Origin of the sequence: Streptomyces sp. 2323.1 (genome assembly GCF_900221035.1) — a bacterium.
GTDB classification, from domain to species: domain Bacteria; phylum Actinomycetota; class Actinomycetes; order Streptomycetales; family Streptomycetaceae; genus Streptomyces; species Streptomyces sioyaensis.
Window position 1 is genome coordinate 4,387,624 of sequence record NZ_LT907981.1, and the last position, 24,355, is coordinate 4,411,978.

Annotated in this window: 23 protein-coding genes; 14 read left to right on the forward strand and 9 right to left on the reverse strand. The window is 69.9% G+C overall.

Annotation, left to right across the window (positions count from 1 at the left end; translation table 11 throughout):
* The first annotated feature begins 1 nt into the window (after position 1).
* Positions 2-1,789 carry a cytochrome c biogenesis protein ResB gene (resB, locus tag CPH93_RS18780; RefSeq protein ID WP_096213513.1) on the forward strand — a complete coding sequence of 596 codons (1,788 nt, stop codon included), beginning with the start codon at positions 2-4 and terminating at the stop codon, positions 1,787-1,789.
* Complete coding sequence (gene ccsB, locus CPH93_RS18785; protein WP_006604780.1) at positions 1,786-2,874, forward strand: c-type cytochrome biogenesis protein CcsB; 1,089 nt, start codon at positions 1,786-1,788, stop codon at positions 2,872-2,874. Before resB ends, ccsB begins: the two co-directional genes overlap by 4 nt.
* A gap of 201 nt (positions 2,875-3,075) precedes the next feature.
* On the opposite strand, the gene CPH93_RS18790 is transcribed toward ccsB, so the two are convergent.
* On the reverse strand, positions 3,076-4,503 hold the full coding sequence (locus CPH93_RS18790) for an alkaline phosphatase family protein (RefSeq protein WP_093483885.1): 1,428 nt from the start codon (positions 4,501-4,503) through the stop codon (positions 3,076-3,078).
* Between the two features lie 213 nt (positions 4,504-4,716).
* Positions 4,717-5,376, reverse strand: a complete 660-nt coding sequence (locus tag CPH93_RS18795; protein ID WP_231976890.1) for a DUF4291 domain-containing protein — start codon at positions 5,374-5,376, stop codon at positions 4,717-4,719.
* A gap of 203 nt (positions 5,377-5,579) precedes the next feature.
* On the opposite strand from CPH93_RS18795, the gene CPH93_RS37420 reads away from it, so the two are divergent.
* Both CPH93_RS37420 and CPH93_RS37425 read left to right on the forward strand, forming a co-directional pair.
* Complete coding sequence (locus CPH93_RS37420; protein WP_331716927.1) at positions 5,580-7,103, forward strand: TIR domain-containing protein; 1,524 nt, start codon at positions 5,580-5,582, stop codon at positions 7,101-7,103.
* A 260-nt stretch (positions 7,104-7,363) separates the two neighbouring features.
* Positions 7,364-8,593, forward strand: a complete 1,230-nt coding sequence (locus CPH93_RS37425; RefSeq protein WP_331716996.1) for a tetratricopeptide repeat-containing protein — start codon at positions 7,364-7,366, stop codon at positions 8,591-8,593.
* 91 nt (positions 8,594-8,684) lie between these two features.
* Here CPH93_RS37425 and CPH93_RS18805 read toward each other — a convergent pair whose 3' ends face one another.
* Together CPH93_RS18805 and CPH93_RS18810 are read right to left on the reverse strand one after the other, a co-directional pair.
* Entirely contained in the window at positions 8,685-9,212 is a 528-nt protein-coding gene (locus CPH93_RS18805) for a nucleoside deaminase (protein ID WP_331716928.1), read from the reverse strand.
* Between the two features lie 28 nt (positions 9,213-9,240).
* Complete coding sequence (locus CPH93_RS18810; RefSeq protein WP_096213514.1) at positions 9,241-9,642, reverse strand: PLD nuclease N-terminal domain-containing protein; 402 nt, start codon at positions 9,640-9,642, stop codon at positions 9,241-9,243.
* 88 nt (positions 9,643-9,730) lie between these two features.
* On the opposite strand from CPH93_RS18810, the gene CPH93_RS18815 reads away from it, so the two are divergent.
* On the forward strand, positions 9,731-11,185 hold the full coding sequence (locus CPH93_RS18815) for a menaquinone biosynthesis decarboxylase (RefSeq protein WP_096213515.1): 1,455 nt from the start codon (positions 9,731-9,733) through the stop codon (positions 11,183-11,185).
* Positions 11,182-12,084 (forward strand): menaquinone biosynthesis prenyltransferase MqnP, encoded by a 903-nt coding sequence (mqnP, locus tag CPH93_RS18820; RefSeq protein ID WP_093483872.1) that lies wholly within the window; start codon positions 11,182-11,184, stop codon positions 12,082-12,084. Before CPH93_RS18815 ends, mqnP begins: the two co-directional genes overlap by 4 nt.
* 123 nt (positions 12,085-12,207) lie before the next feature.
* On the opposite strand, the gene CPH93_RS37275 is transcribed toward mqnP, so the two are convergent.
* Both CPH93_RS37275 and CPH93_RS18830 read right to left on the reverse strand, forming a co-directional pair.
* Positions 12,208-12,798 carry a DUF4870 domain-containing protein gene (locus tag CPH93_RS37275; RefSeq protein WP_096213516.1) on the reverse strand — a complete coding sequence of 197 codons (591 nt, stop codon included), beginning with the start codon at positions 12,796-12,798 and terminating at the stop codon, positions 12,208-12,210.
* Between the two features lie 94 nt (positions 12,799-12,892).
* Complete coding sequence (locus tag CPH93_RS18830) at positions 12,893-13,486, reverse strand: rhomboid family intramembrane serine protease (protein ID WP_096215504.1); 594 nt, start codon at positions 13,484-13,486, stop codon at positions 12,893-12,895.
* Positions 13,487-13,602: 116 nt separating this feature from the next.
* Between CPH93_RS18830 and CPH93_RS18835 the strand changes: the two genes are divergently transcribed.
* Positions 13,603-14,325 (forward strand): UbiX family flavin prenyltransferase, encoded by a 723-nt coding sequence (locus tag CPH93_RS18835; RefSeq protein WP_096213517.1) that lies wholly within the window; start codon positions 13,603-13,605, stop codon positions 14,323-14,325.
* Here CPH93_RS18835 and CPH93_RS37280 read toward each other — a convergent pair.
* Positions 14,322-14,456 (reverse strand): hypothetical protein, encoded by a 135-nt coding sequence (locus CPH93_RS37280; RefSeq protein ID WP_256331963.1) that lies wholly within the window; start codon positions 14,454-14,456, stop codon positions 14,322-14,324. The genes CPH93_RS18835 and CPH93_RS37280 overlap by 4 nt on opposite strands.
* 119 nt (positions 14,457-14,575) lie before the next feature.
* Here CPH93_RS37280 and CPH93_RS18840 point away from each other — a divergent pair, with 119 nt between their 5' ends.
* The 5 genes from CPH93_RS18840 (at position 14,576) to CPH93_RS18860 (ending at position 19,173) form a co-directional block, all read left to right on the forward strand.
* Positions 14,576-15,034, forward strand: a complete 459-nt coding sequence (locus CPH93_RS18840; RefSeq protein WP_093483869.1) for an Lrp/AsnC family transcriptional regulator — start codon at positions 14,576-14,578, stop codon at positions 15,032-15,034.
* A gap of 155 nt (positions 15,035-15,189) precedes the next feature.
* Positions 15,190-16,353: an aminofutalosine synthase MqnE gene (gene mqnE / locus CPH93_RS18845; protein ID WP_006604792.1), complete on the forward strand. Its 1,164-nt coding sequence runs from the start codon at positions 15,190-15,192 to the stop codon at positions 16,351-16,353.
* A gap of 44 nt (positions 16,354-16,397) precedes the next feature.
* Positions 16,398-16,922, forward strand: coding sequence for a GNAT family N-acetyltransferase (locus CPH93_RS18850; RefSeq protein WP_096213518.1), 525 nt, complete (start codon positions 16,398-16,400; stop codon positions 16,920-16,922).
* 142 nt (positions 16,923-17,064) lie between these two features.
* A complete protein-coding gene (locus tag CPH93_RS18855) occupies positions 17,065-17,355 on the forward strand; it encodes a DUF4229 domain-containing protein (protein WP_093483867.1) in 291 nt (96 codons plus the stop codon).
* A gap of 462 nt (positions 17,356-17,817) precedes the next feature.
* Complete coding sequence (locus tag CPH93_RS18860) at positions 17,818-19,173, forward strand: dicarboxylate/amino acid:cation symporter (protein ID WP_093483866.1); 1,356 nt, start codon at positions 17,818-17,820, stop codon at positions 19,171-19,173.
* A gap of 133 nt (positions 19,174-19,306) precedes the next feature.
* On the opposite strand, the gene CPH93_RS18865 is transcribed toward CPH93_RS18860, so the two are convergent.
* Positions 19,307-20,185 carry an alpha/beta fold hydrolase gene (locus CPH93_RS18865; RefSeq protein ID WP_096213519.1) on the reverse strand — a complete coding sequence of 293 codons (879 nt, stop codon included), beginning with the start codon at positions 20,183-20,185 and terminating at the stop codon, positions 19,307-19,309.
* Positions 20,186-20,332: 147 nt separating this feature from the next.
* Here CPH93_RS18865 and CPH93_RS18870 point away from each other — a divergent pair, with 147 nt between their 5' ends.
* A complete protein-coding gene (locus tag CPH93_RS18870) occupies positions 20,333-21,037 on the forward strand; it encodes a TetR/AcrR family transcriptional regulator (RefSeq protein ID WP_096213520.1) in 705 nt (234 codons plus the stop codon).
* Positions 21,038-21,835: 798 nt separating this feature from the next.
* A complete protein-coding gene (locus CPH93_RS18875) occupies positions 21,836-23,785 on the forward strand; it encodes an AMP-dependent synthetase/ligase (RefSeq protein ID WP_096213521.1) in 1,950 nt (649 codons plus the stop codon).
* Between the two features lie 128 nt (positions 23,786-23,913).
* On the opposite strand, the gene CPH93_RS18880 is transcribed toward CPH93_RS18875, so the two are convergent.
* Positions 23,914-24,225, reverse strand: a complete 312-nt coding sequence (locus CPH93_RS18880; protein ID WP_006604800.1) for a hypothetical protein — start codon at positions 24,223-24,225, stop codon at positions 23,914-23,916.
* Positions 24,226-24,355: the final 130 nt, after the last annotated feature.

Consider the following 24,355-nt stretch of genomic DNA (forward strand, 5'->3'; position numbering starts at 1 on the left):
GATGTCCACCAAGACCGACACCCCCCACGAGCCGGGCTCCGCGGCCGATCCGGGCAGCGATCTCGGCGCCGCCGGATCCCAGCTCTCGACCGCGCCGCAGGAGGAGGTCACCTTCCCCTCGCTCGGCCCGATCGGCTGGGCGCGCTGGTTCTGGCGGCAGCTGACCTCGATGCGGGTGGCGCTGCTGCTGCTCTTCCTGCTGTCGATCGGGGCGATCCCCGGCTCGCTGATCCCGCAGACCAGCATCGACCCGGTCAAGGTCGACCAGTTCAAGGCCGACCACGCCACCCTCGGCGACATCTACGACAAGCTCGGGATGTTCCACGTCTACAGCTCGGTGTGGTTCTCGGCGATCTATCTGCTGCTGTTCATCTCGCTGATCGGCTGCATCGTGCCGCGCAGCTGGCAGTTCGTCGGGCAGCTCCGCGGCCGCCCGCCGGGCGCCCCGCGCCGGCTGACCCGGCTGCCCGCGTACACCACCTGGCGCACCGACGCGGCGCCCGAGGAGGTCCTCGGCGCGGCCCAGCGGCTGCTGAAGAAGCGGCGGTTCCGCGCCCACCGGGCCGGCACCGCCGTCGCCGCCGAGAAGGGCTATCTGCGCGAGGCCGGCAACCTCGTCTTCCATGTCGCGCTGATCGTGATGCTGGTGGCGTTCGCCGTCGGCAGCCTGTGGAAGTCCGAGGGCGGCAAGCTGGTCACCGAGGGCGACGGCTTCGCCAACAGCCTCACCCAGTTCGACGATTTCAAGTCAGGTGCCTTCTTCGACACCGACACCATGGAGCCCTTCGGCTTCACGCTGAACAAGTTCGAGGCGACCTACGAGCGCAGCGGCCCCCAGAAGGGCACCCCGCGCACCTTCCGTGCCCATCTGACGTACTACACCGGTGCGGACGGCAAGGAGCACCGGCGGGCGGTCGAGGTGAACACCCCGCTCGACATCGCGGGTTCGAAGGTCTTCCTGCTCTCGCACGGCTATGCGCCGGAGGTGACCGTCAAGGACGGCCGCGGCAAGGTCGTCTACAAGGGCGCGGTCCCCTTCCTCCCGCAGGACCCCAAGAACCTCACCTCCACCGGTGTGGTGAAGGTGCCGGGCGCGCAGACCAAGGACGGCAAGCGCAATCAGCTGGGCTTCCAGGGCTTCTTCGTGCCGACGTTCGGCGGCAAGGGGTCCGGGTCGATGTTCTCCCAGTTCCCCGCGCTGGATTACCCGGTGCTGACGCTGACCGCCTACCACGGTGATCTGGGCGTCGACTCGGGGCTGCCGCAGAACGTCTACCAGCTGCAGAAGAAGTATCTGAAGCAGTACAAGGTCAAGGGCGCCCCGCTCGCCAAGATGATGCTGCCCGGCGAGACGATGAAGCTGCCGAACGGCGACGGCAGCATCCAGTTCACCGGCATCAAGAACTGGGCCAGCTTCAAGATCACCCACCAGCCGGGCAACGGCCTCGCGCTGACCGGCGCGGTCGCCGCGCTGCTGGGCCTGGCCGGCTCGCTGTTCATCCAGCGGCGCCGGGTCTGGGTCCGGGCCGAACAGGGTGCGGACGGGGTGACCGTCGTCGAGATGGCCGGCCTCGGCCGCAGCGAGTCGCCGCGGCTGCCGGAGGAACTCGGCGATCTCGCGGCGGCGCTGGAGCCCGACGCCCCGCTCGTCCCGGACGCCGCGACCGGCCCGGAACCCGATCCGCAGCCCGATCCGGCGGCCCCCGCTGCCGACTCCGGCTCCGAAGACCCCGCGGAGCCCACTGACTCTGACGGTCCTGCTGAACCCTCCGAAGGAGCGCGCGCGTGAACATCGCTGCCGCCGCCAACGAGACGCTGGCGCACAACAGCAATCTGCTGGTCTATTCGGCAATGGCGGTCTATACGCTCGCCTTCGTCGCCCACATGAGCGAGTGGGTGTTCGGCAGCCGCAGCAAGGTCGCCCGCACCGCCGCCGCGCTGACCTCCCAGGCCAAGGCGCCCGCGACGGTCTCCGCCAAGGTGGCACAGCAGGGCGGCGGCACCGCCGTACTGGAGCGCCCCAAGGTCATCACCAAGTCCGCCGCCGGCAGCCGCGACGTCCCCGACGGCCCGGGCGCCGCGGGCGGCACGGAGAAGGGCGACCTCTACGGGCGGATCGCCGTCTCGCTGACCGTCCTGGCCTGGGGCCTGCACGTGGGCGGCGTCATCACCCGCGCCCTGTCCGTACAGCGTGCCCCCTGGGGCAACATGTACGAGTTCTCCACCACCTTCGCCGCGGTCGCGGTGGGCATCTACCTGCTGCTGCTCACCCTCCGGAAGAACGTCCGCTGGATCGGGCTGCCGCTGGTCACCACCGTCCTGCTCGACCTCGGGCTGGCCGTCTCGGTGCTCTACACCGCCAGCGACCAGCTGGTGCCCGCGCTGCACTCGTACTGGCTGTGGATCCACGTCAGCTGCGCGATCCTCTCCGGTGCGGTGCTCTACCTCGGCGCCGTCGCCACGCTGCTGTTCCTCTTCCGCGACCGCTACGAGGCCAAGCTCGCCGACCCGGCGGGCAAGCAGCCCGGCGCCTTCGCCACCTCGGTGCTGGAGCGGCTGCCCTCGGCCGCCTCGCTCGACAAGTTCGCCTACCGCGTCAACGCCACCGTCTTCCCGCTGTGGACGTTCACCATCATCGCGGGCGCCATCTGGGCCGAGGCCGCCTGGGGCCGCTACTGGGGCTGGGACCCCAAGGAGGTCTGGGCCTTCATCACCTGGGTCGGCTACGCCTGCTACCTGCACGCCCGCTCCACGGCCGGCTGGAAGGGCCGCAAGGCCGCCTGGCTGGGCCTGATCGCGTTCGCCTGCTACCTGTTCAACTACTACGGCGTGAACATCTTCGTGACGGGGCTGCACTCTTACGCCGGGGTCTGATCGGCCGGAGGCCGCTCGCGGCCGACTCCGGGCCGGAGCCCGTCTCCGCGTCCGCCGGGCTCCGGGCCCGCCCGATTCCGGCTCACCCGCACCTGTGCCGTACGGGGACCCGGGGCTCATGACGAGCCCCGGCTCCGTACGGCATCGTCGTTTTACGGGGAGCGGCGCCCGGTTTACGAGGAGGGGCGCCCGGCCCGCCTCCTAGCGGCGCCTGCGCCGGCCCCGTTCCTGGCGCGGCGGGTGCTGGTCGGCTCCCGGCAGCGTCGGCTTCGGCAGGTGCGCCACCTCCCACTGCGCCTCGGCCAGCTGCTCGGCGGTGTCGTCCGGCAGTCGCGGCGGCCGCCGGGCCGCATGCCGGAAGCCGAACGCCGAGGTCAGATCGCCGAATGCGGACCGCCGCCAGTCGCTGATGTTGGGCTCGGCCACCCCCGTCCAGCGCTCCAGGAACTGCAGCACCGAGGTGTGGTCGAAGGCCTCGCCGGCCGCCCAGCCGCCGACCGTCCACGGCGAGATGATCAGACACGGCACCCGGAAGCCACCGCCGATCGGCAGGCCCTTGACGAACTCGTCCTTCGTCCCCGGGGGCGGCACCGGCGGCGGCACATGGTCGAAGAGCCCGTCGTTCTCGTCGTAGTTGAGGATGAAGACGGTCTTGGCCCACACCTTCGGGTTGGATGCGATCGCCTCGATCTTCTGGGCGACGTAATCGGCGCCGGCGGCCGGCAGATAGTCCGGGTGCTCGGACTGGTAGCTGGTGGGGATCAGCCAGGAGACGGCCGGGAGCCGGTCGGCCCGGGCGTCGTCCTCGAAGGTGCCGGCGGGATGCGGCCGCATCCCGCGCTCGTAGAGCGGCTGGCCGGGCTGGGAGTCCCGGAAGGTCTGGAACTGCTCCAGGAGGTTGCAGCCGTAGTCGTCCTCCTCCTGGTAGACCTTCCAGCTGATGCCGGCCGCCTCCAGCCGCTCGGCGTAGGTCGTCCAGCGGTACGGCTTGGGCGCGGTGTTGTTGAGCACCGGGCCGCCCCGGGTGCCGCCCGGGTCGAGGGTGCCGGTCATCCAGTACAGCCGGTTGGGCCAGGTCGGGCCGAAGACCGAGCAGAAGTAGTTGTCGCAGAGGGTGAACGATTCGGCGAGGGCGAACTGGAAGGGGATGTCCTCGCGGGTGTGATAGCCCATCACATACGGACCGTTGACCCCGTCGGCCTTGCGGTGCGCGGGAAGCCAGCGGTCCATCTTGCCGCCGTTCCACGCCTCGTGCTGCACGGACCAGGCGTGGCTGGTGGAGGGGATGGCTTGCGCGCTGGACGTGTGCGTGTTGAGGCGGAACGGCAGCAGGTAGCCGTCCGGGTTCTGCGCGTCCGGCTGGTGGAAGACGGACCGGCCGTCCGGAAGCGTCAGCGCCTTCGGGTCGGCGAAGCCGCGCACCCCGCGCAGGGTGCCGAAGTAGTGGTCGAACGAACGGTTCTCCTGCATGAGCATGACGACGTGCTCGACGTCGTGCAGTGAGCCGTGACGTGCGGGTCCGGCGGCGACGGCCTTCTGGACACTGGGCGGAAGCAGCGACAGCGCGGCGGCGCCGCCGACCGCGCCGGCCGCCGAGCCGAGGAGTCTGCGTCGGGTCATGTCGGGCATATGTGCCACTCTCCCTGAGTCGCGTGAGCCCTCAGTGGGCCGACTTGACTGTGGCGGTGGCTGAGTTTCCCGGGCAGGGGGAGGTTGCTTAACGATGCCGCAATTGGCCGTGAACGGCTGTGAGTTGGCCGGACGCCGCTACGTCCCGTACGTCACACGAAGCAGCGCACAACGGACCTTCCGTGCCCCGCTCTACGTGTTTGAAAAGCCGCGTCAGGACACGCGGCCAAGGCCCGGAGTTCCCTCGGGTGCCGGGTAGGGGCGCTCCTCGGGCAGCAGCGCGGCGGCCGCCGCGGTCTCCCCGGACCGCACCCGCGCCCGGATCTCCCGGGCCAGCGGCGTGACGTCCCTGATCGCCACCGTCCACTCGTCCGCGTACCGCCGCGACGCCTCCCCCGACAGCCCCAGTTGCAGCGAACGGTAAGACAGCGGCCGAAGCCGAAGATCCCGCTCCGGATCCCACTGCACCCGCGCCGGCGACCCCTTCAACTCCCGCTGCCAGGCCCCGCGGTCGGGATGCTCGTCCGGGTCGAAATGCGACAGACAGGCCTGCCGCAACGCCCAGTCGAACCCGGCCCGGTCGATCTCCACGGCCAGCACGGTCTCCTGATCGACCTTCTCGCCCCACCCGCAGCGGTACATCATCCACAGGAACGACGGCTTGATCCACGTCATCCGCTCCCGCTTCCACACAGCCGGAAACCGCCCGTCCCGCGCGGCCGGCAGCCCCAGCGCGGGCGCGTACGCCTGATACACCGTCACTGTCTTTTCGGTGTACAGGGCGCGGATACGGCGGAGGGGCTCGGTGAGCTGCGCAGGGGCCGGGGGAGCGGCGGCGTCGAGCGCGTCGACGGCGTCGGGGGTGGTGCTCATGGGGGCATCCTGGCGGAGGGCGGGGGAGGGGGGCCACCGAAATTGCGCCGGGGGCGGGCTGGAGTGGTCGAGGAGAGGGAACAACCTTGCCCCCTGGTCGGGACCGCTGCCATCTCGACGATTCGTGCCCGTCGGCTCCCGTATACGGGGGACCATGAGTGCGGCGTCGTGTCGGGACGACGCCCAGGGGAATGGGGGCAGCGATGGCCGCAGCAGCAGAATCAGTCTTCGTCAGTTACGCCGGCCCGGACCGGACTTGGGCGGAGTGGGCGGCTTGGCACCTGCGGGAGGCCGGCCACAGCGTGGAGCTGGACGTATGGGACTGGCGAACCGGCGACAACTTCGTTGAACGGATGGCCGATGCCATGCGGCGCGCCACCACGGTGGTGGCGCTGTTCTCCAACAATTACTTCGATCCCACTCGGTGGACCCGAGAGGAGTGGACCTCCATCGTCGGACGCCGAGAGCGTCTCGTCCCTGTGGCGGTCGAACCTCTCACGGCCGCCGACGTCCCCGACGTCCTGACCGCTGTCATCCGAAAAGACCTTCACGGCCTGGATGAGCCGTCCGCCATCGCCGCGCTCCTGAACGCCGTGAACGGGCCCACCAGCCCGCGCACAGCGCCTACCTTCCCTGGGGCACTTGCACCGGCGCCTGCCACCTCCACGGACTCCAACAGTCAGCGCCCCCGGCTACCCAGTGGGGCGAGTGTGCCGCAGGTGTGGCGTGTGGGGCCCCGCAACCCCCACTTCACCGGTCGCGAATCTCTGCTCGCCCAGATCCGTGAGGATCTGCTGGGTGGCCGGCGGGCGGTGGCCCTGCACGGCCTCGGTGGCATAGGGAAGACGCAGATCGCCTTGGAGTACGCCCACCGCTTCGCCAGCCAATACGACGCCGTCTGGTGGATCGACGCCGAACAAGCCGACCAGATTCTCGTTCGGTACACCGAGTTGGCCGCCCGGCTGGGTATCGCCAAGCCTGACGCCGGCGCCGAGCACAATGCCCGCTCGCTGCTGGAACACCTGCGCGCCCAGGAGCGCTGGCTGATCATTCTGGACAACGCCAGCGACCCCCAGGACTTCGTCAGTCTGATCCCCACCGGCCCGGGTCACGTCCTGATCACGTCCCGCGACCCCGGCTGGAAGGATCGAGTCCACAGCCTCAACCTGGGCGTCTTTACCCGCAGCGACTCCGTTGCGTACCTCACCGCCCGCATCCCCGGCATCACCCCGCAGCAGGCCGGCAGTCTCGCGGACGACCTCGGCGACCTTCCGCTCGCCCTGGCCCAAGCAGCCGGAGTCGTCACCGGCGGCATGACCGTGGGCCGTTATCGCCTCTTGCTCACCGACAAGACCGCCAAACTCATGGCCAACGGCAGTCCACCTGGCTACCCTGCGCCCTTGCTGCCGCAGTGGACATCGCCACCAACCGCCTGGCCGCCGAGCACTCGGGCGCCGCGGAGCTGCTCCGCCTCGGAGCCTTCCTTGGCCCCGACCCCATCCCCATCGGTTGGCTGGAAGCTGTCAGCGATCAGCTGGCCACCATTGCAGTCGACCCGGACGACATCATGTGGCCGCAGGCCGCCCTCCAGCCATTGGCCCGTTACGGTCTCGCCCGCGTTGACCACGAAACGTTCCAGATCCATCGGCTCACCCAAGCCATCCTCCGCGCCCGGACCAGCACGGCCGACGCCGCCGCGGCGGAGGACGATGTCACGACGATCCTGACAACCGCCACCCCCGGCGACCCCGACACCCCGGCCGCCTGGCCACAATGGGCCGCCGTTACCTCCCACCTCGCCACACGCACCGCCACCAGCAGCCCTCAGCTGCGCCAGGCGCTGCTCAAAGCCGCCCGTTACCTCATCAGGAGCGGCCAATCACGCGCAGCTCATGAGCTCACCACCACCCTCCACTCCGCCTGGACCACCGCTCTCGGCTGCGATCACCCCGACACCCTCACCAGCGCCCATCTCCGCGGCCATGCCATGAGTGAGCTCGGCCAATATGAGACGGCACGCCGCATCGAGGAGGACACTCTCGAACGGCGCCGCCGCGTCCTTGGCGACGACCACCCCGAAACTCTGAACTCCGCCAACGACCTCGCCATCACCGTGCACGCTCTCGGGGAGCTCGCGGAGGCCCGGCGCATGAACGAGGACACTCTGGAACGGCGCCGCCGCGTCCTCGGCGAGGACCACCCCGAATCCCTTCGCTCTGCACAAAACCTCGCCGCCGTCTTGCACGCTCTTGGGGAGTTCGCGGAGGCGCGGCGTATGGGCGAGGACACTCTTGCACGGCGCCGTCGCGTCCTTGGCGAGGATCACCCCGAATCCCTGAACTCCGCCCACAGCCTTGGCGCCAGCTTGCAAGCTCTCGGGGAGTACGTGGCGGCACGCCGTATGCGCGAGGCCACCCTCGAACGCCAACGTCGCGTCCTCGGTGACGATCACCCCGACACCCTTCGCTCCGTTCACAGCCTCGCCGCCACTTTGCACTCTCTCGGTGAGTACGCGGAGGCCCGGCGCTTGAACGAGGACACTCTGGAACGGCGCCGCCGTGTCCTCAGTGATGATCACCCCGATACTCTTCGCTCCGTTCATGGCCTCGCCGTCGTCTTGCATGCTCTCGGTGAGTGCGCGGAGGCCCGGCGCTTGAACGAGGACACTCTGGAACGGCGCCGCCGTGTCTTCGGTGATGATCACCCCGATACTCTTCGCTCCGTTCATGGCCTCGCCGTCGTCTTGCATGCTCTCGGTGAGTGCGCGGAGGCCCGGCGAATGAAGGAGGACACTCTGGAACGGCGCCGCCGTGTCTTCGGTGATGATCACCCCGACACCCTTGACTCCGTTCACAGCCTCTCCATCACCTTGCACTTTCTCGGTGAGTACGCGGAGGCCCGCCGCTTGGACGAGGACGTTCTTGAACGGCGCCGCCGCGTCCTCGGCGAGGACCACCCCGACACCCTCAACTCCGCCCACAGCCTCGCCATCACCTTGTGCGCCCTCCGAGAGCTCGCAAGGGCACTAGGGCTGCTCAAAGAGACGCGCGCCCGAAGCCGCCGCATTCTCGGCGACGATCACCCCTTCACCGACGCAGTTACCCAGACCCTCGTACGAGCATTGACTGCCGCAGGAAAGCCGCACGAAGCCCAGAAGCTGTTGGTCTCACGTCAAAAGGGAGGGCAGCGCCAGACGCGCCGGAAACGCCGCCAGTAGCGTCGGCTTGAACGAAGTGACGGAGGTGCGCTCGGGCGGTCATTCCCGCATCCTCAGATGCGGAATGCCGACGGCGACCTGCCCGGTCCCGTCACCCGCCCCCAATATCCTCCCGCCACAACTCCGGCCGCTCCGCGATGAAGTCCCGCATCATCTCCGTGCATTCCGGGTCGTCCAACAGCATGATCCGGACGCCGTGCCGGGCCAGCCAGTCGTGGCCGCCGTGGAAGGTGTGGGTCTCGCCGATGAGGACGCGGGAGATGCCGAACTGGCGGATCAGGCCGCTGCAGTACCAGCAGGGGGAGAGGGTGGTGACCATCGTCGTGCCGCGGTAGCTGCGGCGGCGGCCGGCGGCGCGGAAGGCGGCGGTTTCGGCGTGCAGGGTCGGGTCGTCGTCCTGGACGCGGCGGTTGTGGCCGCGGCCGAGGAGGGTGCCGTCCGGGCCGTAGAGCGCCGCGCCGATCGGGATGCCGCCCTCGGCGAGTCCGGCGCGGGCCTCGGCGAGCGCCGTTGCCAGCATGGCGCGGGCCTGCTCCGGGGGAGGGCCGAAGGGGCCGTCGGTGCGGGCGTGCGGCCGGAGTTCGTCGCGGCCGTGATCCCCGTCCTGCGTACGGTCCATGGCGTCACCGTACGCCGGGGCGGCACGGTCAGGGGGTCTCTTCGGGGCCGTCCGCCGCCTCGCGGTTCTTGCGGCGGAGTTCCTCCTCGCGGCGGCGCAGGTCGGCCTCCCAGTCCTTGAGCCGGGACTCGCCCTGCTTGTTCTCGTCCTTGAGGGAGCGGAGGAATTCGGGGTTGTCGTCCGGGGCCACCCAGCGGTGGTTGCGGTGCCACTCCGAGGGCGTGGAGCCGTTGCCCGTGACCGGTCGCCGGGTCTTCCCGGCCACCAGCCAGGCGACCGGGCCGACCAGCACCTCGCCGAAGAGCAGGATGATGAGCACCCAGATGACCTTGGGCAGGCCGCGCACCTGGGATTCGGGGGTGTTCAGGCAGTCGATGAACGCGTAGATCCACAGTGCCAGCACCAGGAGGAACGGCAGATACCTGAGCATTGCGGACGGATCCCCCTGCGTGCGACGGCGGGCCCGTGGCGGGGCCCGGTGACCCGTCCAGGGTAGTGCGTACCCGATACTGGACGGCATGGCTTACGACGATCTTCGCTCGTTCCTGCGCGCACTGGAGCGGGATGGCGACCTCAAGCGCATCAAGGCCGAGGTCGATCCGTATCTGGAAATCGGCGAGATCGTGGACCGGGTGCAGAAGTCCGGCGGCCCGGCGCTGCTCTTCGAGAACGTCAAGGGCTCGGCGATGCCGCTCGCCATGAATGTCTACGGCACCGACCGCCGGCTGCTCAAGGCGCTGGGCCTCACGTCGTACGACGAGATCAGCGGCAAGATCGGCGGGCTGCTGAAGCCGGAGCTGCCGCACGGGTTCGTCGGTGTGCGCGAGGCGTTCGGGAAGCTCGCCGGCATGACGCACGTCCCGCCGAAGAAGGTCAAGGACGCGCCCGTCCAGGAGGTCGTGCTCCAGGGCGACGAGGTCGATCTGGACCGGCTCCCGGCGCTGTTCACCTGGCCGGAGGACGGCGGCTCCTTCTTCAACCTGGGGCTGACGCACACCAAGGACCCGGAGAGCGGGGTGCGCAACCTCGGTCTGTACCGCCTTCAGCGCCACGACAAGCGCACCATCGGGATGCACTGGCAGATCCACAAGGACAGCCGCAACCACTACCAGGTCGCCGCCAAGCGCGGGGAGAAGCTGCCGGTCGCGATCGCCTTCGGCTGCCCGCCGGCGGTGACATACGCCTCGACCGCGCCGCTGCCCGGGGACATCGACGAGTACCTCTTCGCGGGCTTCCTCCAGGGCAAGCGGATCGAGATGGTCGACTGCAAGACCGTGCCGCTGCAGGTCCCGGCGAATGCCGAGGTCGTCATCGAGGGCTGGCTGGAGCCCGGCGGGATGCTGCCCGAGGGTCCGTTCGGCGACCACACCGGCTTCTACACGCCGCAGGAGCCGTTCCCGGCGCTGACCATCGACTGTGTGACGATGCGTAAGCGGCCGCTGCTCCAGTCGATCGTGGTGGGGCGGCCGCCGACGGAGGACGGGCCGCTGGGGCGGGCGACGGAGCGGTTCTTCCTGCCGCTGCTCAAGATCATCGTCCCGGACATCGTGGACTACCACCTGCCGGAGTCCGGCGGCTTCCACAACTGCGCGATCGTCTCGATCGACAAGAAGTACCCCAAACACGCCCAGAAGGTGATGCATGCCATCTGGGGCGCGCACATGATGTCGCTGACCAAGTTGATCGTGGTCGTGGACGCGGACTGCGATGTCCACAACCTCCACGAGGTGTCCTGGCGGGCGCTCGGCAACACCGACTACGCCCGGGACCTGACCGTCGTCGAAGGTCCCGTCGACCATCTCGACCACGCCTCCTACCAGCAGTTCTGGGGCGGCAAGGCGGGTATCGACGCGACGAAGAAGTGGCCCGAGGAGGGCTATACGCGCGACGGGGGCTGGCCGGCGATGGTCGAGTCCGACCCGCGGACGGCGGCGCTGGTCGACCGCCGCTGGAAGGAGTACGGACTCTCGTGAGCAGCGCATCCGCGGCGGTCCCGCAGCCGGGCCGGACCAAGGCGTTCCTGCGCCTGGTGATGATCGAGCACTCGGTCTTCGCGCTGCCCTTCGCCTATATCGCCGCGCTGACCGCGATGTACGAGGCGGACCGGCAGATCCACTGGGGCCGGCTGCTGCTCGTCACCGTCGCCATGGTCGGCCTGCGGACGTTCGCGATGGCCGCGAACCGGATCATCGACCGCGAGATCGATGCCCGCAATCCGCGCACCGCGCACCGGGAACTGGTCACCGGCGCGGTGTCGGTGACGTCGGCATGGACGGGCGCGCTGATCGCGCTCGTCGTCTTCCTGGGCGCGGCGGCACTGCTCAACCCGCTGTGCCTGGCGCTCGCGCCCGTCGCGGTGGTGCCGATGGTGGTGTATCCGTACGGCAAGCGGTTCACGAACTTCCCGCAGGCCATCCTCGGCCTCGCCCAGGCGATGGGGCCGATCGGCGCCTGGATCGCGATCACCGGGACCTGGTCCTGGGAGGCGGTGATCCTCGGCGTCGCGGTCGGCATCTGGATCGGTGGCTTCGACCTGATCTACGCCTGCCAGGACGTGGAGACGGACCGTGAGGTCGGGGTGCGGTCGGTCCCGGCCCGCTTCGGCATCCCGGCGGCGATCTGGGGGGCCCGCGGCTGTCACCTCGTCACGACGGGGCTCTTCGTCTGGTACGCGCTGGCGACCGGCGCCGGCGTGTTCTTCTGGCTGGGGCTGGTGATCGTGGCGGCGGCCTTCCTCTACGAGCACACGATCGTGAAGCCGCACGACCTCACCCGGCTGAACCGGGCGTTCTTCCAGGTCAACGGGTTCATCGGGATTGCGCTGTTCGTCTGTGCGCTGCTGGATCTGCTGGTGCGCGGGCTGACGGTCTGAGCGCGGCACACGGCGGTTCGGAGCCGAGCCCGCCGGCGGCCGGGCGCCGAGGCCCTGCTCCGGCCGGCGCTTCGCTCGGCCGATACGGCGCCGTGCGTCCTCCGGCCGGCCCGCCCCTGCCCCTCAGCCCTTGCTGAGCGGCCAGGCGATCAGCCGCGGATAGGTCCACAGTTCGCCGCGGGTCGCCTTCACCGTGGCCATGATCGCGCAGACCAGCCCGGATATTGCGTACGCGCCCATGAGGGCGGCCACGGTCAGCAGCGGGACGGCCAGACCGGAACTCTGGCGCTGGGCTTCCGTGGCGACCGCGGCGAAGACGAACGCGCTGCCGAAGTACAGCACCGCGCCGAGGGCCGCCATGATGGCCTGGGTGATGCCGAAGTTCAGCGCCTGGGTGGCGTGGTGGCGGACGTACGGATCGTGCTTGTGGCGTTCGTTGTTGCGGACGGACAACGGGAAGATCCACCCGAGGAGCGCGCCCAGACCGCAGCACATCACCGAGCCGGCGGTGACGACCAGCAGCGTGCCGAGATGGGCCCACATCGCGGGGCTCGTCGAGGTCGGCGGCGGCTGGGTGCCGTAGCCGGGCTGCTGCGGGCCGGGGTAGCCGTAGGCGCCGGGCGCGCCGCCGGGCCAGCCCTGCTGCGGGGCTCCGTACGGCTGCTGCGGTCCGCCGCCGTACGGTCCGTACCCGGGCTGCTGGTAGTCGGACATGGTCTGCTCACCCCGTATGCAGTGCTTGCTGCGTGTGGAGGCCGCGTGTGCGGGGCATCGTGCCCGCCCGCGCGGCTCCCGTTCGATTCCGAGGTTACGTGACGGGTCCGACAGTGGCTCCCGCCGCACCGGCGCGGGCGCGCTCGCGGAAGACGAAGGCCGCCAGCACTCCGCCGATCAGCCCGAACAGATGCCCCTGCCAGCTGATCTGGCTGTCCGTCGGCAGCGCGCCCCACAGGATCGAGCCGTACAGCACGCCGATGACCAGGCCGATGCCGATGTCCAGGAGGGAGCGCTCGATGAAGCCGCGCACCAGGAGATAGCCGAAGAGGCCGAAGATGACGCCGGAGGCGCCCGCGGTGTTGCTGTCCGGCGCGGCCGTGAACCAGACGCCCAGCCCGCTGGTGAGGATGATCAGCAGGACGACGGCGAGAAAGCGCCGCACCCCGCTGCGCAGCGCGGCGACGAAGCCGAGCAGCAGCAACGGCAGGGTGTTCGCCATGAGATGGGCGAAGCCGAAGTGCAGAAAGGCGGCGGGCACCACATCGACCAGCTCGGCGGGCTCGCGCGGCTGGATCCCGAAGGAGTCCAGGGCGCCCCCGCTGGCGGTGTCGACACCCTCCAGCACCCACAGCAGGGCGACCCAGCCCAGCATCAGGCAGATCGCGGGCTTCGCGCGTGCTCTCATCTCCGGCCGTCCCTTCTCGTCCCCGGTGGGGCGGCCCTCGGCGGGGCTCCGCGAGGGGCGCACAGGTAAGAACGGCCGTGAGGGGGTCCACGGTTCCGCCGGATAGGCTCGATGCCGTGGAGTCGCCGCACAACAACACCAGCAAGGACCCCGGCCGACGCCGTCCGTGGGTCGTGGGGATCTCCGGTGCGTCCGGGACACCGTATGCCGCGTCCGTCTTGCGCGGGCTGCTCGCCGCCGGGGAGGCGGTGGACCTGATCGTCAGCCGGGCGTCGCGGCTGACCCTGCTGGACGAGACAGGCATCGCCTTCCGGGATGCCCACTGGCGCGCCGGCCTGCGGGAATGGCTGGCGCGGGGGGCCGACGGCAAGCCGTCGGCGTTCCCGGTGACGGAGGCGGACCTGGCGGATGTGCGGTACTGGCCGGCCGGGGATCTGGCCGCCGGGCCCTCGTCGGGTTCGTATCCGGTGAAGGGGATGCTGATCGTCCCGGCGAGCACCGCATGCGTGGCCGGGGTGGCGCTCGGGCTGTCGAAGGACCTGCTGCAGCGGGTGGCGAGCGTGACGCTCAAGGAGCGGCGACGGCTGGTGGTCACGGTGCGCGAGACCCCGTTGAACGGACCGACGCTGAAGCATCTGGTGACGCTGGACGAGGCGGGCGCCGTGGTGCTGCCCGCCTCACCGGCGTTCTATGCGGGAGCGACGCACATCCAGGATCTGGTGGACTTCGTCGCGGGCCGGGTGCTCGATGCGGCCGAGGTGCCGCACGGGCTGTACCGGCGTTGGGAGGGGGAGCTGCGGGGTGGCTCCAAGGAAGAGGAGGCCCCGGACGCTCCCTAGCGCTGCTTGGCTGCGGCGGCGCGCCCGAAGCGGCGCCGGGACCGCGGTGCCGCGGCGCGGTGGGCACGTGAACGATTGGCCTGGTCCTGCAGCTCACGCATGCGGGCGTAGGCCATCTCGATCGAGTACACGGTGACAACTCCTGAGATCGTCTTTGATCGTCTGAAAGATTCGCAGGGTCTAGGCCCTGTATGCCTTAGATTCTACATGCAGAACACGAAAATGCGTAAAGATTGGAAGGCTTGAGGGCATGGACGCGGTGGATAGGCAGCTCATCCAGGCACTTCGTGAGAACGGCCGGGCCTCGTATGCGGAGCTCGGCCGGCTCGTCGGCCTCTCCGGGCCCAGCGTCACGGACCGGATCAACCGGCTCGAAGCGGCCGGTGTGATCACCGGCTACCGTGCGACGGTCGACGCCGCCTCGCTCGGCCTCGGCGTCACCGCGCTGGTGGGCATCTCGCTGTCGGACGCGACCGACCACGAGGACGTCGCGCAGCGGCTGCGCGACCTCGCCGAGATCGAGGACTGCTGGTTCATCGCCGGCGACGACTCGTACATGCTCAAGGTGCGGGTGGGCGATGTGGACGGCCTGGAGCGCACCATCCGGCGGCTGTCCGGCACCAAGGGCGTCTCCCGTACGCGCACCACGATCGTGCTCTCCACCAAGTGGGAGAACCGCGTCGGCGAACTGCCCGAAGAGGCGGAGTAGGCCCCGGGCGCCGGGCGGCACACCGGGAGCGGACGGGCCCGCCAAGGGGGCCCCGTCCGCCTCTATTACGGGGGAGTACGCTCGTCGAAGCCCGTTTCCGGCTCCGAAACGGCACCGATACGGCAGAGACTGGAGGCGACCGGATGGCTGCGTCGATGGATGTGGGCCTCAAGCGTGAGCTGGAGGCGAAGGTCCACGCCGGGGAGCGGCTGACCCGCGAGGACGGTATCGCCCTCTACGAGTGTGACGACCTGGCATGGCTGGGCGGACTGGCGCACGAGGTGCGGACGCGCAAGAACGGCGACGTCGTCCACTTCAACGTCAACCGCCACCTCAACATGACGAACGTGTGCACCGCGTCGTGCGCCTACTGCTCCTTCCAGCGCAAGCCGGGCGAGAAGGACGCGTACACGATGCGGATCGAGGAGGCCGTCCGCCTCGCCAAGGCGATGGAGAACGACAACCTCACCGAGCTGCACATCGTCAACGGTCTGCACCCGACGCTGCCGTGGCGCTACTACCCGCGGTCGCTGCGCGAGCTGAAGAAGGCGCTGCCGGACGTCTCCCTGAAGGCCTTCACCGCCACCGAGATCCACCACTTCGAGACCATCTCCGGGCTGAGTGCCTCCGAGATCCTCGACGAGCTGATCGACGCCGGTCTGGAGTCGCTGACCGGCGGCGGCGCCGAGATCTTCGACTGGGAGGTGCGGCAGCACATCGTCGACCACCGCACCCACTGGGAGGACTGGTCGCGCATCCACCGCCTGGCCCACGAGAAGGGCCTGAAGACCCCCTCGACGATGCTGTACGGGCACATCGAGGAACCCCGCCACCGCGTCGACCACGTGCTGCGGCTGCGTGAGCTCCAGGACGAGACCGGCGGCTTCCAGGTCTTCATCCCGCTGCGCTACCAGCACGACTTCGTCGACATGCAGGACGGCAAGGTCCGCAACAAGCTCCAGGCCCGTACGACGATGGCGACCGGTGCGGAGGCCCTGAAGACCTTCGCGGTCTCCCGCCTCCTCTTCGACAACGTCCCGCACATCAAGTGCTTCTGGGTCATGCACGGCCTGCAGACCACCCAGCTCGCCCTCCAGCACGGCGCCGACGACATGGACGGCTCGGTCGTCGAGTACAAGATCACGCACGACGCGGACAACTACGGCACGCCCAACAAGCTGACCCGCGAGGACCTGCTGGAGCTGATCCGGGACGCAGGGTTCCGCCCCGTCGAGCGCAACACCCGCTACGAGGCCATCCGCGAGTACCCGGGCCCGGACCCCGAGCGCCGTGAGTCGCCCCAGCCGATGCGCGTCTGAGCAGGCCGGGGCCGCTGTCAGTGGCGGGAGTTAGGGTCCGGGTCATGAACGTGCGTTTCGACCTGGACCCTTCGGTCACCCCCGCTCTCCGCGACGGGATATGCGCGTTGTGGAGCGACGTCTCCAACGCCGACGGCGCCGTCGGCTTCGTCCCGCCGGTGACCCAGGACGACATACGCCCCGAGCTGCTGAGGCATCTGGCCTCGATGGCCGAGGGCCGCACGCGTCTGCTGGTGGGCCGCGATCCGGACGGCCGGGTCCTGGCCGCCGCCTTCCTCACCTTCAACGGCCACCGGCTGATGCGCCACTGGCTGTGGGTCTACACCGTCATGGTCCACCCCTCCGTCCAGGGCCAGGGGGTCGGCCGGGAGCTGATGGCCGCGGTCGCCGATGCCGCCCGCTCGCTCGACGGCATCTCCGGCATCCGGCTCACCTGCCGCGGCGGCACCGGCCTCAGCCGCTTCTACGCGTCCTGCGGATACAAGGAGGTCGGCCGGGTGCCCGGCGCGATCAAGGTCGCGGACGGTGACTTCCGGGATGACATCACGATGTGGCGGGAGGTGGCCTGAGGCGCGGGGCGGGGTGCGGGCCGGCGTGGGGACGGGAGCTGCGGCGAGGGGCACTGCGTCGGGGGCCGCGAAGATCGCCCGAAGCGCTGTGCTTGACTGGATGCAGACCCTTTAGGTTGCCGTTGAGGAGAAGGTCCCATCCGTGAGTAGCCACAACTTCGCCACGCTCCGCTACACCGCCCTTCGCATCGGCCTCTTCGTCGCCTCGTTCGCCGTGGTGTGGGTGCTGGCCTACCTCCACATCATTCCGCTCGCCGTCGGCGCGTCCAACACCGTCTGGATGCTGCTGCTCGCCATCGTGATCTCCGCGCCGCTCAGCTTTGTGCTGCTGCGCAAGCAGCGGGATGCGATGTCCGAGCAGATCGTCGCCAAGGTCGACCGCCAGCGCGAGCGGCTCGCGGCCCACGCAGGCCAGGAGGACGGGCTGGGGTAACGGCCTGCTTAAGGGCATGCGGCTAAAGGCCTGGACCTTTTGTGTAAGACGCCTCACAGCCGCCCGTCCGCGACCGGCGCCCGCCGTCATGGCTTGTGTTCCATGACCGGGCGCCGGTCGCGTTTTTGACGAGTCGTCCGGTTCTGTGGCCTCTAGGGAAGTCAAAGATTTTCTTTGGGTTCCTCAAAGTTCAAGTGTTAATGTACGTGCCATGAAGATGGCAGCCGCGCCCCCGTTCCCCATGAGCACTCCGCTCGTGGCGCGCCTGCATGTCGATCTCTGCCGCTGTCTGTCCGCGGCCTGTTGCCGCCGCTGACTCTTCATTCAGCCGCCGGAGATCCCCCTCGCCCTCCGGGCGGGAGGCCCCCTGCTTCGAGCTCCCTCGAACCGCTCCGCGGCCGCTCGACCTCCTGGCGCCCCGCGCCGCCTTCCGATGCCCGACCTGTCCCCGGAGTGTGTCCGTTGTCCACGTCTGCCCAGGCCGCCGAGTCCTCACCGGCGCCCCAGACCCCCAAGTCCTCCCGCATACCCAAGGTCCCGTTCTGGGCCCAGATCCTGGCCGGTCTCGCCCTGGGCGTGCTGCTCGGCGCGATCGCCAAGAACGGTGACATCGGCTGGCTCACCGCCACGCTCCAGCACATCGGCGACCTCTTCGTCCAGCTGCTGAAGCTGGCCGTGGCCCCGCTGGTCTTCTTCGCGATCCTGGTGTCGATCACCAATCTGCGGCAGGTCAACAACGCCGCCCGGCTCGCCACCCGCACCCTGCTGTGGTTCATGGTCACCTCGCTGATCGCGGTCGCGATCGGCCTGGCGATCGGCCTGCTCACCCACCCCGGCGCGGGCACCGGCCTGAGCCCCAAGGACGGCAAGCTCCCCGACCACGCGGGCTCCTGGATCGACTTCCTGACCGGCATCGTCCCCACCGACATCATCACGCCGTTCACCGAGCTCAACGTCCTGCAGATCGTCTTCATGGCGGCCGTCGCCGGCATCGCGGCGCTGCAGCTCGGCGAGAAGGCCGAGCCGGTCCTCACGATCAGCCGCTCCGTCCTGGAACTGCTGCAGAAGGCCCTGTGGTGGGTCATCCGCCTCGCCCCGCTCGGCACCGTCGGCCTCATCGGCAACGCCATCGCGACCTACGGCTGGAACCTGATCGGCAAGTACGCGACCTTCACCGTCGACATCTACCTCGGCTGCGCCCTGGTCCTCTTCGGCGTCTACCCGCTGCTGCTGTCGACGGTCGCCAAGGTCAACCCGCTGCAGTTCTTCCGCGGCGCCTGGCCGGCCATCCAGCTGGCCTTCGTCTCCCGCTCGTCGGTCGGCACCATGCCGGTCACCCAGCAGGTCACCGAGCGCCTCGGTGTGCCGCGCGAGTACGCCTCCTTCGCGGTGCCGTTCGGCTCGACGACCAAGATGGACGGCTGCGCCTCGATCTACCCGGCGATCGCCGCGATCTTCATCGCCCAGATCTTCGACGTCCACCTGGGCATCGGCGACTACCTCCTGATCGTCTTCGTCTCCGTCATCGGCTCCGCCGCCACCGCCGGCCTGACCGGCGCGACGGTCATGCTGACGCTGACCCTTTCCACGCTGGGCCTCCCCCTGGAGGGCGTCGGCCTGCTGATGGCCATCGACCCGATCCTGGACATGATGCGTACGGCCACCAACGTTGCCGGCCAGTCGGTCATCCCGATCCTGGTCTCCGCCAGGGAGAAGATCCTGGACCGCGATGCGTACAGCGGCGCGAAGAGCATCAGCCTGGACACGGCCGGCGCCGAGGGCGCGGAGGAGAAGGTCTCCGTAACGGCCGCTGCCTAGCCTGAGTTTTCCCTACGGGTGCGCCCCGACCTTGCTGTAGAGGTCGGGGCGCACCCGTGCGCGTTGCCTTACCAGGCGAGCCGCCTCGGCCGTCCGCCGCCGGAGCCGGGCTCTCCCCGGGACTCCCGTGCCCTCAGCCCGTCGCCGCTCCCGTATGGGCCAGGATCGCGGCGGCCAGCGGTCCTTGGACGGCGGGCGGCAGTGCATGGCCCATTCCCGGGATCTCGACGAGCCGCGCGCCTCGCACGCACTGGGCGAGGTGCTGGGGGTGCGGAGGCGGGAAGACCGGCTCGGCGGGTGCGCAGATCACCAGCGACGGCACTTCGTTCGTGGCGAGCTGCTCGGTGCGGAGCATGCCGTCATGCTCCGCACGGCCGTGTGCGGTGCTCGTGCGGTGGTGCCCCGTGTGCGCGATGACGCGGTGCTCCAGGGCGCGGAAGTACTCCGCGTCGAAGGGGAGTTGGTCACCGGCGAGTACCCGCCAGTGTTCGATCCGGCGCTCCACTTCGGCCGTCGGCCCGTGATCCTCGACGGGCCGGGACCACAGCTCCAGGACCTCGGGCGCGATGCCCGGGAGTTCCCCGGCCGGCACCGTCCGACCGTCCGGGCGGGTGTAGGGGGTGGTGCTGAGGGCGCTGGTGCCGATGAGAGTGGCGCTGAGGCATCGGTCGGGGTGGTCCGCCAGCACCATTTGGGCCAGCATGCCGCCCAATGACATGCCGACGAGATGTGCCTGGCCGATGCCCAGCCCGTCCAGGACCGCGATCACGTCCGTGGCCAGATCGGCGATCCGGTAGGGCTGCTCCTCGAAGGACCACGTGGAGCGGCCGGTGTCGCGGTGGTCGTAACGGATGACCCGGTGGTGCGCGGCCAGCGCGTCGACCAGTGGCTCCGGCCAGCCGACGCCGGTCGCCTGGGCGCCCATGACCAGCAACAGCGGGGGCGCATCGGCGGGACCGCGCTGCTCGGTCCACAAGCGGATACCGGGCGCGGCATCGATGAACTGCTGCATGGGGCTGTCCTCCGGATAGGCGGCTGAGGCAACGTAACGATACGTATCGTCTCGTCATGAGCGGGAACGCGTCAAGCAGGCGGAGGCGGGAACCGGAGATCGTAAACTTACTTTGCAGTAAAGGGGCGGGATGGAGGGACATTCAGGGTGGGAGCTGTGAAGAGCAAGAGGGTGCCGCGCGCCGTCCGGGAGCAGCAGATGCTGGACGCCGCGGTGCTGACGTTCGCACGGCGTGGATATCGGGCGGCCTCGATGGACGAGATCGCCGAACTGGCCGGGGTTTCCAAGCCGCTGGTCTATCTGTACCTGAATTCGAAGGAAGACCTGTTCAGCACGGTGATCCGGCGGGAGTCGGAGGCGCTGATGGCGGCGGTTTCGGCGGCCGTCGAGCCGGGGGAGAGCGCCGACCGGCAATTGTGGGGCGGCCTGCGGGGGTTCTTTGCGTACACCGCCGAGCATCCGGAGGGCTGGGCCGTACTCCACCAGCAGGCCAGGACGCACGGTGAGCCGTTCGCCCACGAAGTCGCCGCGGTACGAGGGGAGATCGTCGAGTTCGTCACGGAGTTGCTGGGTGCAGCCGCAAAGGAAGCGGGCTGCGTCGGCGAGTTGGCCGAAAGGGAGGTGGCCGGGCTCGCGCACGCGCTGGTCGGCGCCGCCGAGTCGCTCGCCGAGTGGGCCAATTGCCGTACGGACGAGGGAACTTCGGGGGAGTGGGCACGTCCGTCGGCGAAGGACGCCGCGGCCACGATGATGAATGTCGTCTGGGCGGGCCTGGGCCGGATGATGGGCGGGGAGCGATGGGTGCCGGGCGAACTCGTCGGCCATGGGAGCAGGTCCGGCGTCAGGGGGTGACTCGGACCGGCGCCAGAGGGTGACGCGGCCCGGCGTGCGGCGACCAAACGGTCCGCCGCGCGCCGGGCCGCCGACTGTTTGCGGGCCGCCCGGCGGGTGACGGTCCTCGGCGTGGACGGCGGCCGGGCACGCGACAGGCGCAGAGCAGGCCGTTCGTGACCTGGACCCGTGGCCCGTGGGGTGAATTCGTGAAGGTGTCGCGCGGCCATTGGCCGGTTCCTGGTCCTCACATAAATTGACCTCGAAGTAAGGTTACCGTCGGGTCAGGAGCTGGGTCGCAGATGAGTGCCACGGTTCCCCCGGCGGGGGCGGGCGGTTCGCCGACGGCCGCCGTCGCCCACCCGTCACAACTTGCCCGGTTCTGTGCGGTGTTGGGGCCGGTCGAGGCCGACACCGCGAGGACGCCCGGTAGTTCGCCGCCGTTGGGGGCAGGCCTCGGGGGCCCTCAGAAGACGGCCACGCCAGACCAGTTACCTGCCGTGGCCCGGCTGCGTCCGTGACTGCGTCCGCGTCTGTGCCTGTGCCCGTGCCCGAGTCCGTGTCCGTGCCCGAGTCCGCGTCCGCGTCCGTAACAGTGACCGCTGCGGCGCGCAGGTGCACCGGCCTCGCCGCCCACGGCGCGTAGGCGCACCACCCTGGCCACCCACAAGGGCACCAGCCACGGCACCAGCAACGGCAGGCACCAGCCCCAACCCCCTCGGCCACGCACCGCCCACGCGACACCGCGCGCCCCTCCCGCACCCCCAGGCGCCCGCCCCACCCCCCTCCGCACTCCACAGGCGAAACGAGGAGCCGCTCGTGTTCCACCAGGACAGTGCAGCCACCGGATCACCCGTCGACGCACCAGCCGCCGACCCGGCCGGCGCCCCCGCCCGCACCCTGCGGGAACCCCAGAAAACCCTGGTCAACGGCGCAGTTCGGGAGGTCTACGTCCCCCCGCTGGCCCCGCCCGTCCGCAGCGGCTCGCTCGGCGACATCCCCTTCACCAACGCCGCCGAGGCGCCCGCCGACGTCGTGCTCGCCCGCAAACAACCCAGCGGTACCTGGCGGGACATCACCGCCGCGGAGTTCGCCGTCGAGGTCCGCGCCGTCGCCAAGGGGCTGATCGCGCACGGCCTCCGCCCCGGCGACCGGCTCGCGATCATGGCCCGTACGACCTACGAGTGGACCCTCGTCGACTTCGCCGCCTGGGCGGCCGGCCTGGTCACCGTCCCCCTCTACCCCACGTCCTCCGCCCACCAGGCGCAGTGGATCCTGCACGACTCCAGTGCCCGCGCCTGCGTGGTGGAGAACGTCGAGGAGGCCCGGCTGATCAGCGGTCTGCGCGGCGAACTCCCCGTTCTGGACCACCTCTGGCAGTTCAACACCGGCGCGGTCGCCCAGCTCATGGCCGCGGGCCGGGACCTCCCGGACGAGGCGGTCGACCAATGCCGCGCCGCCACCGGCCCGTACGCCCTCGCCACCCTCATCTACACCTCCGGCACCACCGGTCGCCCCAAGGGCTGCGCCCTCACCCACGCCAACTTCTTCGCCGAGGTCGACAACGCCGTCGAGCTGCTGCCCCCGATCTTCAGGTCGGTCAGCGAGGAGCCCGCCGCCACGCTGCTCTTCCTCCCGCTCTCCCACGTCTTCGGCCGCATGGTCGCCGTCGGCTGCCTGCGCGCCCGCGTCCGCCTCGGCCACGCCCCCAGCATCCAGACCGATGACCTGCTCGCCGACCTGGCCGGCTTCCGTCCGACCTTCCTGCTGGCCATCCCGTACGTCCTGGAGAAGGTCTTCAACACCGGCCGGGCCACTGCGGAGAAGATGGGCAAGGGCGCCTCCTTCGACCGCGCGGCCCGCGTCGCGCGCTCCTACGGCGAGGCGGTCGAGGCCAGGGAACACGGGACGGGCCCCGGCCCCGGCGTCGCCCTCAAGGCCGCCCGCAAGCTCTACGATCCGCTCGTCTACCGCCGCATCCGGGCCGCGCTCGGCGGCAGGGTCCGCCACATCCTCTGCGGCGGCTCCCCTCTCGGCCACCGCCTCGCCGCCTTCTACACCGGCGCCGGCATCGAGATCTTCGAGGGCTACGGCCTGACGGAGACCACCGCCGCCACCACGGTCACGCCACCGCTGCGCCCCCGCATCGGCACGGTCGGCTGGCCGCTCCCCGGCAGCGCGGTGCGGATCGCCGACGACGGCGAGATCCTGATCCACGGCGGACACGTCTTCTCCGGCTACTGGGACGCCACCCTCGGTGCGGCCCGCCCCGTCACCGACCACGGCTGGTTCGCCACCGGCGACCTCGGATCACTCGACCCGGACGGCTACCTCACCATCACCGGCCGCAAGAAGGAGATCCTCGTGACCACGGGCGGCAAGAACGTCGCCCCCGCACCCCTGGAGGACCGCCTCCGCTCGCACCCCCTCGTCGGCCAGTGCATGGTCGTCGGCGACAACCGCCCCTACATCACCGCCCTGCTCACCCTGGATCCGGACGGCCTCGCCCACTGGTGCCAGATGCACAAGAAGCAGAGCGTGCCGTCCGAGCAGCTGCTCCGCGACAAGGGCCTGCTCGCCGATCTCCAGCGTGCGGTGGACGACGCCAACGCACTGGTCTCCCGGGCCGAATCCATTCGCCGCTTCGCCGTTCTCCCGGTGGATTTCACCCCGGAATCCGGGCATCTCACCCCGTCCCTGAAACTCCGCCGGGCCGCCGTCTCGCGAGATTTCGCCAAAGACATAGCCAGCCTTTACGAAAGCAGGTGACCCCGCTCTGGAGCCCTCGCGCCCGGCGCGTCAGACTGGAACCCCGTGTCACCTCTGTGGGGGAGGTGGCACGGGGTCTGACGTGCGGAGTCTCCGAGGCCCGCAGAGCGGCCCCGTCGCTGGACCGCTCACTGCGGCGGCAACGCGACCGCCGTCTGCATATCGCAGGAGTTGCACCAGAACGCCCAGCCGTTGGCGTCGACGGACCGCGAGCCACAGGCCAGGCACGGGTCGCCGACGAAGCTCGCCGTCACCCAGGAGCCGGCCGTCGCCGCACGGCGTCCCTCGGCCGCGCACTCCTCGGCGTAGCACGGAATGCACAGCCCGCCCTGCTGGCCGGGCAGCTTCATCGAACGTATCCCGCAGGTCGAGCACGGCAGCCGGCCGACGTACTGCGCGTCCAGGCCGACCGGCTTACCGTTCCTTCCCAAGGGCGCCATGTCGCCTTCGCCTCCCCTAGGGTGTGTCGTTTGGATCATGGCGGGCTCGCGGGGTCTGGCACGCACTCCCCCACGCCTGAACGGCGCGGGGGGACCCCCATCCGCGTTGTCGTCACTCTCCCCCACGCCT

What these genes read in the sequence shown, in the direction of transcription:
- resB (WP_096213513.1), top strand. Translation starts at nt 2, where the DNA reads ATGTCCACCAAGACCGACACCCCCCACGAGCCGGGCTCCGCGGCCGAT.
- CPH93_RS18790 (WP_093483885.1), bottom strand. Translation starts at nt 4,503, where the DNA reads ATGCCCGACATGACCCGACGCAGACTCCTCGGCTCGGCGGCCGGCGCG.
- CPH93_RS18795 (WP_231976890.1), bottom strand. Translation starts at nt 5,376, where the DNA reads ATGAGCACCACCCCCGACGCCGTCGACGCGCTCGACGCCGCCGCTCCC.
- CPH93_RS37420 (WP_331716927.1), top strand. Translation starts at nt 5,580, where the DNA reads ATGGCCGCAGCAGCAGAATCAGTCTTCGTCAGTTACGCCGGCCCGGAC.
- CPH93_RS37425 (WP_331716996.1), top strand. Translation starts at nt 7,364, where the DNA reads ATGAGTGAGCTCGGCCAATATGAGACGGCACGCCGCATCGAGGAGGAC.
- CPH93_RS18805 (WP_331716928.1), bottom strand. Translation starts at nt 9,212, where the DNA reads ATGGACCGTACGCAGGACGGGGATCACGGCCGCGACGAACTCCGGCCG.
- CPH93_RS18810 (WP_096213514.1), bottom strand. Translation starts at nt 9,642, where the DNA reads ATGCTCAGGTATCTGCCGTTCCTCCTGGTGCTGGCACTGTGGATCTAC.
- CPH93_RS18815 (WP_096213515.1), top strand. Translation starts at nt 9,731, where the DNA reads ATGGCTTACGACGATCTTCGCTCGTTCCTGCGCGCACTGGAGCGGGAT.
- CPH93_RS37275 (WP_096213516.1), bottom strand. Translation starts at nt 12,798, where the DNA reads ATGTCCGACTACCAGCAGCCCGGGTACGGACCGTACGGCGGCGGACCG.
- CPH93_RS18830 (WP_096215504.1), bottom strand. Translation starts at nt 13,486, where the DNA reads ATGAGAGCACGCGCGAAGCCCGCGATCTGCCTGATGCTGGGCTGGGTC.
- CPH93_RS18840 (WP_093483869.1), top strand. Translation starts at nt 14,576, where the DNA reads ATGGACGCGGTGGATAGGCAGCTCATCCAGGCACTTCGTGAGAACGGC.
- mqnE (WP_006604792.1), top strand. Translation starts at nt 15,190, where the DNA reads ATGGATGTGGGCCTCAAGCGTGAGCTGGAGGCGAAGGTCCACGCCGGG.
- CPH93_RS18850 (WP_096213518.1), top strand. Translation starts at nt 16,398, where the DNA reads ATGAACGTGCGTTTCGACCTGGACCCTTCGGTCACCCCCGCTCTCCGC.
- CPH93_RS18865 (WP_096213519.1), bottom strand. Translation starts at nt 20,185, where the DNA reads ATGCAGCAGTTCATCGATGCCGCGCCCGGTATCCGCTTGTGGACCGAG.
- CPH93_RS18880 (WP_006604800.1), bottom strand. Translation starts at nt 24,225, where the DNA reads ATGGCGCCCTTGGGAAGGAACGGTAAGCCGGTCGGCCTGGACGCGCAG.